This window comes from Pseudomonas moorei, from assembly GCF_008801475.1.
Lineage (GTDB): Bacteria > Pseudomonadota > Gammaproteobacteria > Pseudomonadales > Pseudomonadaceae > Aquipseudomonas > Aquipseudomonas moorei.
Window position 1 is genome coordinate 342,771 of the sequence record NZ_VZPP01000003.1, and the last position, 14,053, is coordinate 356,823.

General features: G+C 61.6%; 10 protein-coding genes and 1 pseudogene. 5 read left to right on the forward strand and 6 right to left on the reverse strand.

The window, feature by feature from the left end; translation table 11 throughout:
• Positions 1–11: 11 nt before the first annotated feature.
• The 3 genes from F7R06_RS06940 (at position 12) to F7R06_RS06950 (ending at position 6,865) form a co-directional block, all read left to right on the forward strand.
• Entirely contained in the window at positions 12–1,592 is a 1,581-nt protein-coding gene (locus F7R06_RS06940) for an arylsulfatase (protein WP_090320995.1), read from the forward strand.
• A 170-nt stretch (positions 1,593–1,762) separates the two neighbouring features.
• Complete coding sequence (locus F7R06_RS06945) at positions 1,763–4,276, forward strand: fused MFS/spermidine synthase (protein ID WP_090320992.1); 2,514 nt, start codon at positions 1,763–1,765, stop codon at positions 4,274–4,276.
• A gap of 222 nt (positions 4,277–4,498) precedes the next feature.
• Positions 4,499–6,865, forward strand: a complete 2,367-nt coding sequence (locus tag F7R06_RS06950) for a tetratricopeptide repeat protein (RefSeq protein WP_090320989.1) — start codon at positions 4,499–4,501, stop codon at positions 6,863–6,865.
• A 175-nt stretch (positions 6,866–7,040) separates the two neighbouring features.
• On the opposite strand, the gene F7R06_RS06955 is transcribed toward F7R06_RS06950, so the two are convergent.
• Both F7R06_RS06955 and F7R06_RS06960 read right to left on the reverse strand, forming a co-directional pair.
• Positions 7,041–7,520, reverse strand: coding sequence for a DUF934 domain-containing protein (locus F7R06_RS06955; protein WP_090320985.1), 480 nt, complete (start codon positions 7,518–7,520; stop codon positions 7,041–7,043).
• Positions 7,517–9,190 (reverse strand): nitrite/sulfite reductase, encoded by a 1,674-nt coding sequence (locus F7R06_RS06960; protein WP_090320980.1) that lies wholly within the window; start codon positions 9,188–9,190, stop codon positions 7,517–7,519. The genes F7R06_RS06955 and F7R06_RS06960 overlap by 4 nt, the downstream gene beginning before the upstream one ends.
• A gap of 326 nt (positions 9,191–9,516) precedes the next feature.
• Here F7R06_RS06960 and ccoN point away from each other — a divergent pair.
• Positions 9,517–10,943 (forward strand): annotated as a pseudogene (gene ccoN / locus F7R06_RS06970) (cytochrome-c oxidase, cbb3-type subunit I).
• Positions 10,943–11,164, forward strand: coding sequence for a CcoQ/FixQ family Cbb3-type cytochrome c oxidase assembly chaperone (locus F7R06_RS06975; RefSeq protein ID WP_090320977.1), 222 nt, complete (start codon positions 10,943–10,945; stop codon positions 11,162–11,164). Before ccoN ends, F7R06_RS06975 begins: the two are co-directional and overlap by 1 nt.
• 131 nt (positions 11,165–11,295) lie before the next feature.
• Here F7R06_RS06975 and F7R06_RS06985 read toward each other — a convergent pair whose 3' ends face one another.
• The 4 genes from F7R06_RS06985 to F7R06_RS07000 form a co-directional block, all read right to left on the reverse strand.
• Positions 11,296–11,790, reverse strand: a complete 495-nt coding sequence (locus tag F7R06_RS06985; RefSeq protein WP_090320974.1) for a hypothetical protein — start codon at positions 11,788–11,790, stop codon at positions 11,296–11,298.
• Between the two features lie 112 nt (positions 11,791–11,902).
• Positions 11,903–12,424, reverse strand: a complete 522-nt coding sequence (locus F7R06_RS06990; protein ID WP_090320971.1) for a GNAT family N-acetyltransferase — start codon at positions 12,422–12,424, stop codon at positions 11,903–11,905.
• Positions 12,425–12,530: 106 nt separating this feature from the next.
• A complete protein-coding gene (locus F7R06_RS06995) occupies positions 12,531–13,511 on the reverse strand; it encodes a LysR family transcriptional regulator (protein WP_090320968.1) in 981 nt (326 codons plus the stop codon).
• A 72-nt stretch (positions 13,512–13,583) separates the two neighbouring features.
• Positions 13,584–14,024, reverse strand: coding sequence for a carboxymuconolactone decarboxylase family protein (locus F7R06_RS07000; protein WP_090320965.1), 441 nt, complete (start codon positions 14,022–14,024; stop codon positions 13,584–13,586).
• Between the last annotated feature and the right edge of the window lie 29 nt (positions 14,025–14,053).

A 14,053-nucleotide genomic window follows, 5' to 3' on the forward strand; every position in this document is an offset into this window, starting at 1 on the left:
GAGCAAGTCAGATGACTCGCATACGCAAATGGTTACCCAAGCTTGCCCTGGTGGCGACTTCGGTCATGGCGATTTCGGCAACTGCCGTGGCCGCGGAAAAACCCAACATTCTGGTGATTTTCGGTGATGACATCGGCCAGACCAACATCAGCGCCTATTCCATGGGTGTGGTCGGTTACAAGACGCCGAACATCGACCGCATCGCCAAGGAAGGCATGCTGTTCACCGACTATTACGCGGAGAACAGCTGCACCGCCGGGCGCTCGTCGTTCATTACCGGTCAGACACCTTTGCGTACGGGTCTGTCGAAAGTCGGCATTCCGGGCGCCCCTGTCGGCCTGCAAAAGCGTGACATCACCATCGCCCAGGCGCTCAAGGGCCTTGGCTACGCTACTGGCCAGTTCGGCAAGAACCACCTGGGCGACAAGGACGAGTACCTGCCGACCAACCACGGTTTCGACGAGTTCTTCGGCAACCTCTATCACCTCAATGCCGAAGAAGAGCCTGAACGTCCGTACTGGCCCAATGACGACGCCGAGTTCGTCAAGGCCAACTCTCCACGCGGCGTGATCCACAGCTTCGCCGACGGCAAGATCGAGGACACCGGTGCCTTGACCAAAAAACGCATGGAAACCATCGACGACGAAACCACCGCCGCCGCCCAGGCGTTCATCGAGAAGCAGGCCAAGGCGGACAAACCGTTCTTCGTCTGGATGAACACTACCCGCATGCACTTGTTCACCCATGTACGCGATTCGATGAAGGGCCAGAGCGGCATGCCCGGTAATGAATATGCAGACGGCATGCTCGAGCACGACGGCGACGTCGGCAAACTGCTCAAGACCCTCGATGACCTGAAGATCACTGACAACACCATCGTCGTCTACACCACTGACAACGGCCCGAACCAGTTCTCCTGGCCGGACGCGGCGACCACACCGTTCCGTAACGAGAAGAACTCCAACTGGGAAGGCGCCTACCGCGTACCGGCCATGGTGCGCTGGCCAGGCAAAATCAAGGCTGGTGAAGTGTCCAACGAGCTGTTCTCGGGCATGGACTGGTTCCCGACCCTGCTCGCCGCTGCCGGCGATGCCGATGTGAAAGACAAACTGCTCAAGGGCTGGGCACCGACGTCTGGCGGGACCAACTTCAAGGTGCACCTGGACGGCTACAACCAGCTGCCCTACCTGACCGGTCAGCAACCCAAAGGCGAACGCAAGGAGTTCTACTACTTCAACGATGACGGCATGCTGGTGTCGATGCGTTTCGGCAACTGGAAAGCGGTGTTCTGCGAGCAGCGTGCGCCGGGCGGCTTCAAAGTATGGAGCGAACCGTTCGTTTGCCTGCGGGTACCGAAAATCTTCAACCTGCGGATGGACCCGTACGAACGGGCGGACATCGTGTCTGACCAGTATTACGACTGGACCACCAAAAACGTTTATCTGGTTGCCCAGGCAGTGACCAAATCTGCGCAGTTCCTGCAGACCTTCATCGAGTATCCACCTAGCCAGAAACCGGCCAGCTTCAGTGTTGACCAGATTCGTGCCGCGGTAGATGCCAAGATTGCCGAAAAGATGAAAGCTGCACAGTAAGACCGCTTGACCGCCGCTCGCCTTCACCGGCGAGCGGACTTTTTTCTGAAAGCGCACAACTGTAGGCGCTGGCTTGCCAGCGATGGCGACCGTCCGGTCGACAGACAGAGTGTCTGAGCCAGCGCCTATAGATTTTTTTCAATCCGAAAATCGTACAAGGCATCAGCCCCATGTCATCACGTGTCGCCAGCAAGTCGTCGGCCATACCTGCCCCTCACGTCGCCTCCCCGGCGCTGTTGATCCCCGCCCTGTTGCTATTCGTCTCCGGTGCCGCGGCACTGGTGTATCAGGTGCTGTGGATCAAACAACTGTCACTGGTGGTGGGCGTCGAGGTGTACGCCATCACCACCGGCATCAGTGCGTTTTTTGCAGGCCTGGCCCTGGGGGGCTTGCTGTTCGGCCGCTGGGCGGACCGCTTGCAGCAACCGGTGCTGCTGTATGCCGGGCTGGAAGTGCTGGTGGCGGTGCTCGGCGTCGGCGCAACCTTCGCCATGAGCCTGGCGGCCAGTCCTTTCGCCTGGCTGGAACAGCACATCGGTCTGCTGGCCTGGGTGTTGCCGTTTGCCCTGGTGGGCATTCCCGCCCTGTTGATGGGTGGCACCTTACCCGTGCTGGTTCGTTCGTTGGCCAGTCACCCGCAACAATTGGGCAAGGCTGGCGGACACTTGTATGCGGCGAATACCGCCGGCGCCATCGCCGGCACCCTGCTCGCGGCGTTCGTGCTGATCGCCACCCTCGGCGTGCGCGGTAGCGCCCTGGCTGCCGCGATGCTGAACCTGCTGGCCGCTGCCGGAGCCTTGTGGTTCCACCGCCATCGTTCACTGCCGGTTGAAGCACCGGTCAAACACCACACGGACAAGGCACCGGATCGCCTGGCCCTGTGGCTGTATTCAATTGCCGGTGGCGTGGCTCTTGGCTACGAAGTGGTGTGGTCACAGTCCATCGTGCAGTTCATGAGCACGCGCACCTATGCCTTTGCCGTGGTGCTGGCGACGTACCTTACCGGGCTGTTCCTGGGCAGCGCGCTGCTCGCTCGACGGGTTGATCGGCTGCGCGATCCCTGGGGCGTATTCGGCCTGCTGATCGCCGGCGCAGGAGTGATCGCATTGCTGGAAATCGCCGTGCTCGGGCGCTGGCTGGTGCTCGCCCAGAGCCTGGTCGAAGCCTGGGTGCTGTCGTTGGGCGCCAGTGAGTTACTGGGCATGAGCGCACGCTTTGCGGTCGCCGCCCTGAGCATCGTGTTCGTGCCGACCGTGCTGCTCGGCGCGGCGTTTCCCGTGGCACTGCGCTTGAGCGTCGGGCGCGACCATGTGGGGCGCAATGTGGGAGAAGTCGTGGCGTTCAATACCCTGGGCGGGATTATCGGGGTGATGCTCTGCGGCTTTGTGCTGATCCCCTTGCTGGGGCTGGTGCGAACCCTTGGCTTGCTGGCGATCATCGCCGCCGGGATCGGCTACTTCGCCGTGCGCAAGGGGCATGGGGTCAAGAAAGGCCGGCGTCAGGGCGTGGTCGCGGTCGGCCTGTTATCGGTGGTGCTGGCACTGCTGACCCCGGTCGACAAACTGGCCAGCCTGCTGCCCGGTGCCCGCAACGGCACCTTGGCGTTCTATGAGGAAGGTCGCGGCGGCACGGTTGCCGTGGTCACCCAGGGCAAAGGCCAGAAAGCCTTCCAGCGCCTGTACATCCAGGGCGTGTCCAACACCGGCGACGCCATGCCATCCCTGCGCTACATGCGCATCCAGGCACTGTTGCCGCTGCTGATCCACAACGGAGAACCGCGCTCGGCGCTGGTGATCGGGTTCGGCACCGGCATCACCGCAGGCGCCTTGACCCGCTATCCGGGCCTGGAACATCGCGTCGTCGCCGAACTGTTGCCCTCGGTGGTCAAGGCCGCGCCCTTGTTCAAGGGCAACTTCAATGCCGCCAGCGATCCCGGTGTCGATGTCCGTCTGCGCGACGGTCGCCAGGAACTGCTGCGCAACCCGCAGCCGTACGACCTGATCACCCTCGAACCACCACCGCCGTCCGCTGCCGGTGTGGTCAATCTGTATTCCCGGGACTTTTACCAATTGGCGGCCAGCCGTTTGCAGAAACAGGGCCTGGTCGCCCAATGGCTGCCGTTGCCGACGCAAAACATCGACGACTCACGCTCGCTGGTGCGCAGTTTCCTTGATGTCTTCCCCTACGCCACCCTGTGGACCAGCGAGTTCCACGAGATGCTGCTGGTGGGTTCGCTGGAGCCGATGGAACTGGATGCGGCGAAAATCAGCGCACGCTTCCAGCAGGACAGCGTGCGCAGCACCTTGCAGGATGTCGGTATCGGCTCGGCGGCCGCGCTGCTGGCGACCTGGGTCACCGATCGTGCCGGCCTTGAACGCTTCGCTGCGGATGCGCCACCGGTGACCGACGATCAACCACGAATCGAATACGCCCCCTGGGTACGGGACAAGGAAATTACCCGCGTGCTTCCGGCGCTGCTGAATCTGCGCAGTGCCCCGCCCCTGGTCAACGCTGACGCCGCTTTCATCGAACGGATGAACACCCACCAGCAACGCCTGATGCAGTTCTATCGGGCGAGCCTGCATGCCTACGAGGGTGACCGTGATGCCTGGGCCAGGGATGCTCGCGAGGTGATGCGCGGGGATGGCGGTAACCCGTATTTCCGCTGGTTTGGCGGGGATTGATCTGGTAACCATCAGACCGCCATAGTCGGAACGCCACCTGTGGGAGCTGGCTTGCCAGCGAAGGGGCCATCTCCCTCAACGCATCACTATCAACACTCACTCTATTCATCCAACGCCGCATAACCGATCACAAGCGTCATTTGACAGACGCCGGCCATCCGGCAAAGCTGCCTCTCGCTGAACCCGCCTGACGGCAATCGCACCTGGACCACGGAAGTCGCAATGCCGAAACATAAAAATAAAGCTGCAAACACAAGCCCTGACTCGCAACCGACCCTGATCAAGCGCTACCTGTTTCCCGTCACCATCGGCATTTTGCTGTTGGCGGTCGCAGGCATCGGCTGGTTTCTGTTCAGCGGCAATCCGGCCCCCCTGACCTACGCACCGGTCAGCAAGGCCGTGGGTGAACCGGTCAAGGCGCCACCGCAGCCCGTTGCCCTGGCGCCGGCCAAAATGGTCGATGAGCAACAATGCCAGGGCTGCCACAGCGCGCAGGTCAAGGACTGGCAAGGCTCCCATCACCAATTGGCGATGCAACCGGCCAACACCGAAACCATGCTCGGTGATTTCAACAACGTCACCTTCAAGGCGGAAAACGAAACCACCCGTTTTTCGCGCAAGGACGACGATTTCTGGGTCAACACCCCCGGCAGCGACGGCAAGAATGCCGACTTCAAGGTGGCCTACACCTTCGGCATTGCCCCCTTGCAGCAGTATTTGATCGAGGTCGGTGAAGGTCGCCTGCAAGCCCTGGGCGTGGCCTGGGATACCGAGAAGCACCGCTGGTTTCATCTCTATCCGGGCCAGGGCGTGACCTTCAAGGACCCGCTGCACTGGAGCAAACCGAGCCAGAACGCCAACTTCATGTGCATTGAGTGCCACACCACCGGTTTCAAGCGTAATTTCGATGCGGCGAAGAACACCTTCGACAGCCAGTGGAACAGCCTCGGGGTCGGTTGCCAGGCGTGCCATGGCCCGGCCTCGAACCACCTGGAATGGACCGCGAAAAAGACCGATCTGATCCACGCCGGTTTTGCCGTCGATCTCAAGGACAAGAACGCCACCGTCGAAATCGAGACCTGCGCCCGCTGCCACTCGCGCCGCGCGCCGTTGGACGACGGCTACACCGTTGGCAAGCGCTTGATGGATGACTACCTGCCGAGCCCGCTGACCCGCGAGCTGTATGCCCTGGACGGCAAGATCAAGGACGAAGTGTTCGAACACGGCTCCTTCGCCCAGAGCAAGATGTTCGACAAGGGGGTGCGCTGCAGCAATTGCCACAACCCGCACAGCGCCGAGCTCAAGGCGCCGGGTAACGGCGTGTGCCTGCAATGTCACAACACCGCCGGCAAGACGACCGTGCAAACCGTCGATGGCAAGGGCCTGCAAGCGAAGAATTACGACTCCATCGAACACACCCGTCACGCCATGGGCCAACCGGGATCGCAATGCGTGGATTGCCACATGCCCGGCAAATTCTACATGGGCAATGACTTCCGCCATGACCACAGTTTCAGTATTCCCAACCCCGAGCGTGCGGCAAGACTCGGTACACCGGACGCCTGCCTGAGCTGCCACCAGGGCAAGGCTGGCGACAAGGTCACCGAGCAGTTCAAGCTGTGGAACACCGCCAACGCCAGCCCCGTCCAGGCCCCCCGCTACGACGAAAGCCTGTGGCTGATTCGCAACGGCCAGCCAGGCGCGGCGCAGGCGCTCTACGAGCAACTGCAACGCAGCAACCTGCCGGCGATTCAACGGGCGACCCTGCTCGCCGAGCTGCCGCTGTATCCAAGCGAGCAGGCGTTGAAACTGGCGACCAGGGACCTGAGCCATCCAGCGCCGCAAGTGCGGGAAAGCGCGGTCCATGCCATCAGTGCGTTCCTGCCGCCCGAAGAGCGCGCCGCCTTGCTGTCGCCGTTGCTCAGCGATCCGGTGAAAGCCGTGCGCATTGCCGCGGCCCGGGACTTGCTCAGCGTCGCGAACACGGGTCTGGGCAGTGCCCGGGCCCATTGGGAGGCGGCCATCGCCGAGTACGAAAGCGTGCAAAAGAGTCTGGCCGAACGTGCCGAATCCAACCTCAACCTGGCCATGCTGTATCAGGCCAGCGGGCGCACGGGCGAGGTCGAAGGCTTACTGCGAACCGCGCTCAAGCGTGATCCGGGTTTCTACCCGGCACTGGTGACGCTGGTGCAGTGGCTGGAGGCCAATGGCCGCGGACAGGAAGCACAGGCACTGTTGGCGCAAAGCCTCAAAGAGCACCCGGACGCCGCCCTGCTGCAACATACCCAGGGCTTGTCGCTGGTACGCGCGGGCCAATCCGCCCAGGCCATGCCCTTCCTGCGCAAAGCCGCGCAACTGGAACCGCAGAGTGCCCAGTTTGGCTACGTGCTGGCTGTGGCGCTGCACGACAGCGGCAAAGTCGATGAGGCGTGCGAAGAACTGGAACGGCTATTGAAAGTGCAGCCGGCCAACCGCAATGCGCGCCTGGCGTTGATCCAGTACTACCTGAACAATGGTCAGGAACCGAAAGCGCAGGTGCTGTTGCAGGGCTGGAAGAAAATGAACATGGGCGATCCGGCATTGAAGTGATTGTGGGCTGCTGTGCTGCTGTGGCGAGGGAGCTAGTCGGATCACCTCACCGTCCCGCTCGGCTGCGCAGCAGTCGTAAGACCTGCTCGCACGGCGTGTCTGACTAAATATTGGGGCCGCTGCGCGGCCCAGCGGGAGCAAGCGCCCTCGCCACATTGTGAACACCCCATCTGAGTCACCGCCGCCGAAACAACGGCCGCGGTTCTATCACCGAACGACCGTAAAGCACGCTCATGCCGGCCAATCCTTTCAACGCATCCTCGGCAGACTTATCCGCCCGCACCGCGAAGCTGTCGAAGCCGCATTGACGCATGTGGCTGAGCTGATCGCGCAGCACGTCACCGATGGCACGCAACTCGCCCGTCCAGCCCAATCGAGTGCGCAGCAAGTACGCCTGGCTGTAGCCGCGACCATCGCGGAAACTCGGAAAGTCCACGGCGATCAGCGGCAGTTCGGCCAACCACGGCTTGAGGCTCTCCACGTCATCGTCCGGCCCTAGCCACAACGCTTGTTGCCGAGAGTTTTCCAGCCAACGGGCCAGGGGCAGGATCAGCTTGCCCGCCGGCAATGGCGCCTCCAGGTCCCGGACCAGCATCCATGGGTCGTCCTCTATAATCCGCGCCACGCCCTCTTGCAGACGCAACAGATTGTTCATGCCGATACCTCCAGCGTTTTCGGATAAACCGCCTCTTTGAACGGTTCCAGGCCGATGCGCTGCAAGGTATCGACGAACAGCTCCTCGCTCTCGCGGTAACGCACAAAGGTATCGATGATGTGCTCGATCACCCCGGGCACTTCGGCGGCGCTGAAGGACGGGCCGATGACCTTGCCCAGCGCACTGTTCTTGCCCTGGGCCCCACCGAGGGTGATCTGGTACCACTCGCTGCCGTTCTTATCGACCCCCAGGATGCCGATGTTGCCGATGTGATGGTGCCCACAGGCGTTCATGCAGCCCGAAATATTGAGGCTGATGTCACCGAGGTCGTGCAGGTAGTCGAGGTCGTCGAAACGCGCCTGAATGGCCTGGGCGATGGGGATCGACTTGGCGTTGGCCAGTGCGCAGAAGTCGCCACCGGGACAGGCGATGATGTCGGTCAGCAAGCCGACGTTGGCGCTGCCCAGGTTGTGCTCGCAGGCCAGGCGCCAAAGCGCGAACAGGTCGGCCTTGGGCACGTCCGGCAGGACGATATTCTGTTCGTGGGCAATGCGGATCTCGGCGAACCCGAAGCGCTCGGCCCATTCGGCCACCGCCTCCATCTGTTCGCTGGTGACATCGCCCGGCGGCGCGGCACTGCCGGGTTTGGTCGACAGCACCACGCTGGCGTATCCCGGCACCTTGTGCGCCTGCACATTGCGCTGCACCCAACGGGCGAAAGCCGGGTGCGCGCTCAACTGTGTGCCGAAATCCAGGCAGGTGTCCGCCCATTCGCGGTATGGCGGCGCGACGAAGGCACCAGCCACTCGCTCGTACTCGTCTTGGGTCAACTGTGCCGGTCCGTCCCGCAGGTACTGCCATTCTTCCTCGACTTCCCGGGCGAACGCCTCGATGCCCAGGGCCTTGACCAGAATCTTGATCCGCGCCTTGTACTTGTTGTCTCGCCGGCCATGGCGGTTGTAGACCCGCAACACCGCCTCGACGTAGGACAGCAAATGCTGCCACGGCAAGCCTTCACGGATCTGCAAGCCGAGGATCGGCGTGCGCCCCAAACCTCCGCCGACGATGACCCGCAGGAGCATTTGCCCATCGCTGCCAGGGTAAAGATAGAGACCGATGTCATGCATCATGATCGCCGCCCGATCCTGCTCGGCCGAGCAGATGGCAATCTTGAACTTGCGCGGCAGGAACAGGAATTCCGGATTGATGGTCGACCACTGCCGCAGGATTTCCGCCAGCGGGCGCGGGTCGATCATTTCGTCGGCCGCGACCCCGGCAAAGGCTTCGGTGGTGATGTTGCGCACACAGTTGCCGGAGGTCTGGATCGCGTGCATGTCCACCCGGGCCAGGCGTTCGAGGATATCCGGCACTTCGGCCAGTTCGATCCAGTTGAACTGCATGTTCTGCCGCGTGGTGAAGTGGCCGTAACCACGGTCGTAGTCGCGGGCGATGCTCGCCAGCGTGCGCATCTGCCGGGCGCTCAGGGTGCCGTAAGGGATGGCCACCCGCAGCATGTAGGCGTGTTTCTGCATGTACAGGCCATTCTGCAGGCGTAGCGGCAGGAACTCTTCCTCGCTCAGGTCCCCCGCGATGAAGCGCTCGACCTGATCGCGAAACTGCGCAACCCGCTCGAACACCAGCGCCCGGTCATAGTCGTCGTACTGATACATGTGGCTACCTCATCAGGATTTGGCACATCACCCTGCAGGCGCGAGCCTGCTCGCGAAAAACGCACAGGCAACGGGGGCATCCAGAGAGCCCGCGTCATCGTTGACGCCCATCGCGAGAAGGCTCGCTCCTACAGGAGGTAGCACTATGGGCCGGCGCTCATTTTCATTACAGATTCAGATATTGGTTTAAAAGCCGTATCAGAGGTGGATCATCCAGGCCATGGTCATTTTCAATCTGATCCGCACTAATGAACTTTTCCTGAGCCTGTTTTGTTTTCACCCCGGTTTCTACAGTGCACGGCATTGCAACCGTGGAAGCATTGAGCATGAGCACAACAACTGTCGGGCAGGCCTATAACTACAAGGTCGTGCGCCAATTCGTCGTGGCGACGGTGATCTGGGGCGTCGTAGGGATGGCGATGGGCGTATGGATCGCCTCGCAACTGGTGTGGCCGCAGATGAACCTTGATCTGCCGTGGACCACCTTCGGCCGGTTACGCCCGCTGCACACCACCTGGTGATTTTCGGTTTTGCCGGCAGCGCGCAATTCGCGGCCAGTTACTACGCGGTGCAGCGTACCTGCCAAGTGCGACTGTTCTCGGACAGACTCGCCGCGTTCACCTTCTGGGGTTGGCAATCGGTGATCGTGATCATGCTGATCAGCCTGCCGCTGGGTTACACCACGACCAAGGAATACGCCGAGATCGAGTTCTCCGGCGCGGTGTGGATGACCGTGGTCTGGGTCGCCTATGCCATCGTGTTCTTCACCACGGTGGTGCGGCGCAAGACCCGACACATCTACGTCGGCAACTGGTTTTTCGGGGCGTTCATCGTGGTGATCGCGATGCTGCACGTGGTCAATCACCTGTCGATCCCGGTGGGCTGGTTCAAGTCCTATCCGGTGTATTCCGGGGCCACCGATGCCATGGTGCAGTGGTGGTACGGACACAATGCGGTGGGTTTCTTCCTGACCACCGGTTTCCTCGGGATGATGTACTACTTCGTGCCTAAACAGGTGGGACGTCCGGTGTATTCCTATCGCCTGTCCATCGTGCATTTCTGGGCGCTGATCACCCTGTATATCTGGGCCGGTCCGCACCACTTGCACTACACCGCGCTGCCGGACTGGGCCCAGTCACTGGGCATGGCGATGTCATTGATCCTGTTGGCTCCGAGCTGGGGCGGCATGATCAACGGCATGATGACCCTGTCGGGGGCCTGGCATAAATTGCGCACCGATCCGATCCTGCGCTTTCTGGTGCTGTCCCTGGCGTTTTACGGCATGTCGACCTTCGAAGGGCCGATGATGGCGATCAAGACCGTCAACGCCCTCTCCCACTACACCGACTGGACCATCGGCCACGTGCACGCCGGCGCCCTCGGCTGGGTGGCGATGATCACCTTCGGCGCGACGTACCACATGGTGCCGAAAGTCTTCGGTCGCGAGCAGATGCACAGCACGCCACTGATCAACCTGCATTTCTGGCTGGCGACCATCGGCACGGTGCTGTACATCGCCTCGATGTGGGTCAACGGCATCACCCAGGGCCTGATGTGGCGGGCCATCAATGACGATGGCACCCTCACCTATTCCTTCGTCGAAGCCTTGCAGGCCAGTCATCCGGGGTTTGTGGTGCGCTTTGCCGGTGGCGTGTTCTTCCTCGGCGGCATGCTGCTGATGGCTTACAACGTCTGGCGCACGGTACGGGTGGCCGACGTGCGAATGGCCGAACGGGAGGCGCAGATCGCCTGATGATCGAAATCGCACTGAATATTCTGGGGGCGGTTTGCCTGTGGCTGGGCGTCGAGTACTGCCTGAGCAGTCATTCGGCGCAAAGCCTCGATGACGCCAGCCTGATGCCATTTGCCGATGACCCGGAAGTGGCGCGGCGGGTGGAACAGGCGACGGGAAAGACGGTGAAGGCCGTCGCCCCGCAAGAGCCGAAGCCAGGATGGGGTCACCTCGAACTCTGATACAACAGCCAACCCCTGTGGGAGCGAGCTTGCTGGCGATGGCGGTCTGATATTCAACATCAGTGTTGTCTGAACTGGCCTCATCGCGAGCAGGCTCGCTCCCACAGGGGCCTGTGCATCGCTCAGTGAATTCAGTTGCGCTCGCGGGGAATCAGGCTCTGCAACTGCTGCGCCAGAAAATTCGCGTCGAAGGCGAAGGTATCCGGGTCCTTCAAGCCGTTGGTCTTGCGCCATTGCCAGCCGTCCGACGGCGGCAGGCAAACCAGCGAAACACTGCCGTAGCGTGCAGCGGTAAAGCCCATTACCGCCACTGAAATCTGCCCGCCAACACCCATCACATCCGGCACGAACTCCACCGGTTTGCCGGCGATCAGGATGCTCAGTTTTTCGGTATTGAAGGTGGAGGTTTCCACCGGCACGCTCGGCCCCGATGCGACATAGGCTTCACGACTGACCTCCAGCAGATTCGGCGCCTTGACGGGTTCCAGCCACTGCTGGATCTGATCGAACAGTTCGCCAATGCGCTTGGCCCATTCGGCCGATTGCGTCTCGAACAGTTGTTTCTTGTGCGCTTCGCTGTCTGCGTAATGACGAAGCATCTCGCCCAGTTGCTGTACGTCGTCCATCGCGGTGTTCCTTTGATTGAAGCGGTGCTGCGGACCTTGAGCATGGCAGAAGCGCGCCGCGGGCGTACGACTAAAAGCACGAGCGGCACTGGCGTTGTCCTGAACCGCTGATTCAATCGGCCTTGGGTGGGCGACGCAGGCGCGCCATGCTCAAGGTATCGACGAAGACCCCGTCACGCACCGCGTAATCGCGCAAGATCCCTTCGGTTTCAAAGCCGAATTTGCGATACAGGCCGATGGCAGCTTCGTTGTCGGCATAGACGGACAGTTCGATCCGCCGCAGATTCATCCAGTCATCGGCGATATCCAGCGCCGCCGCCAACAGTTTGGTGCCGACGCCCTTGCCCTGCCACGCCTGCGCGACACCCATGCCGAACGTACCGGCATGGCCACGACGGACACGTGAAAACTGCTCAAGGGTGATGCTGCCGATAACGGCGCCCTGGTGCAGCGCCACCAATTGAATGATTCGTTCGTTGTCCGACGCCAGGCGTTTGCGCCAGGTCTCGCGGGACGGAAACGGCATTTGCAGCGTCTGCCGGGCGACCATGGGGTCGTGGTAAAGCGCGGTGATGCCTTCAATGTGGGATTCGTTGAAGCGTTCGAGGGTGATGACAGGATCGATGGCGGGCATGGGTGACTCATCCTTGATACAGACATGGCCGCTCACTCTATATCGCATCCTTCCCGGCTGGCGAGCCCCCTGTGGGAGCAGGCTCGCTCCCGCAGTTTGATCGGGCTCAACCTTCGAACCACTCCCGGCGCTCGTTGAAGGTACTGTTGATCAATTCGACGATCATCTGAACCTGCTCATCCCCCTCGGAGTGGACATTCACCGCCAGCCAGACCTGACGCTGCATCGGTGCGTTGAACAGCCCTGGCAAACCGATCAAGCCACGGTCGAAACGGCTCATGTAGCCGGGCAAGAGGCCGATGCAGGCGCTGCAACGGATCATCTCCAGCATCAGTTCATAGGAATGCAACTGCACCACCCCGGCCAGGCGCTGGTCTACCAGGTTGTTCCACGGGCGAAAACAGTCGACCTGCCGATCATGCTGCCACTGCACCAGCAGGAAATCGGCCAGGTCATCGAGACTGTCCGGGCGCGAAGCGACCCTTGAGTAACGTTTGGCGATGTGCGGCAGGTAGTCCAGACGCGCCAGGCGCCGGGGTTCGCTGATGGCAAAACTCGGGCCGGGTAGCGGCGAGTCGGTGCCGGCCAACCACAACACCACATCGGCACTGACCGCTCGCAGTGACAGTTCGCTGTCGAGGCTGATGATGTCCAGGCGCACGCTGGCGTTGCGCCGTAGCAAGGCCACCAGGTCACGCCCGAGAATGTCGTGCAGGATCGATTCGGCGACGGCCAGGCGCACCAGCGGTTGTTCGATCACCGGCAAGTCGCGCTCGTGGGCCAGTGCGATCAATTGCGAATGCAGCTGCAGCCCGTCACGACTGAGGGCAACGCCATTGTCCGAGGGGCTGAACAACGAACACTGCAGCTGTGTTTCCAGCTGCGCCAATTGCTTGCGCAAGCGGGTCGCCTTGATATTGAGGCTCCGCGCCGCCTGCATGAAACAGCCACAACGAGCGGTGACGTTGAAACACTGGGCCAGCACCGGATCGAGATCCGCCGCCAGTGTCCGCCAGGAAACGCTTTTCTCGATGGCTGCGCAGTGCTCGGCAATGAGCCGACGGCTGCCGGCTTCCATGATTGACATCGATGACTCCCTGTCCGTCTATCGGTGCAATCCATCCTGCGCACCCTTCATGAAAGCCGTATGACAAACCGATCAGGTACTGGGGCTTTGCCGGAAACTCACCGCCAGCCGATTCCAGCTGTTGATGGTCGTGACGGCGATGGTCAGGTCGACCAGTTCAGCTTCGCTGAATTGCGCTCGCGCCTGCTCGTAGACATCGTCCGGCACATGGCTTTCGGCAAGCAGGGTCACGGCCTCGGTCCAGGCCAGGGCCGCCCGTTCGCGCGGGTTGAAGAAGTTGCTGTCACGCCATACGACAATGGAATACAGGCGCCGATCGGTTTCGCCCAGGCGCCGCGCATCCACCGAATGCATGTCGGTGCAGAACGCACAGCCGTTGAGCTGTGACGCTCGGATCTTGATCAGGTGCAGCAGCGCCGGCTCGATGCTCAAGCTGCTGGTCAAGGCCTCCATCGCGATCATGGCTTTCATCGCCTTGGGTGACGCGCTGTAGTAATCCAGACGGGGGTTCATGGCGGGTCTCGTGCAGCACGGATGTGCAA

Excerpts from the sequence above, each read along its gene's own strand:
- F7R06_RS06940 (WP_090320995.1), top strand. The coding sequence starts at position 12 with ATGACTCGCATACGCAAATGGTTACCCAAGCTTGCCCTGGTGGCGACT.
- F7R06_RS06945 (WP_090320992.1), top strand. The coding sequence starts at position 1,763 with ATGTCATCACGTGTCGCCAGCAAGTCGTCGGCCATACCTGCCCCTCAC.
- F7R06_RS06950 (WP_090320989.1), top strand. The coding sequence starts at position 4,499 with ATGCCGAAACATAAAAATAAAGCTGCAAACACAAGCCCTGACTCGCAA.
- F7R06_RS06955 (WP_090320985.1), bottom strand. The coding sequence starts at position 7,520 with ATGAACAATCTGTTGCGTCTGCAAGAGGGCGTGGCGCGGATTATAGAG.
- F7R06_RS06960 (WP_090320980.1), bottom strand. The coding sequence starts at position 9,190 with ATGTATCAGTACGACGACTATGACCGGGCGCTGGTGTTCGAGCGGGTT.
- F7R06_RS06975 (WP_090320977.1), top strand. The coding sequence starts at position 10,943 with ATGATCGAAATCGCACTGAATATTCTGGGGGCGGTTTGCCTGTGGCTG.
- F7R06_RS06985 (WP_090320974.1), bottom strand. The coding sequence starts at position 11,790 with ATGGACGACGTACAGCAACTGGGCGAGATGCTTCGTCATTACGCAGAC.
- F7R06_RS06990 (WP_090320971.1), bottom strand. The coding sequence starts at position 12,424 with ATGCCCGCCATCGATCCTGTCATCACCCTCGAACGCTTCAACGAATCC.
- F7R06_RS06995 (WP_090320968.1), bottom strand. The coding sequence starts at position 13,511 with ATGTCAATCATGGAAGCCGGCAGCCGTCGGCTCATTGCCGAGCACTGC.
- F7R06_RS07000 (WP_090320965.1), bottom strand. The coding sequence starts at position 14,024 with ATGAACCCCCGTCTGGATTACTACAGCGCGTCACCCAAGGCGATGAAA.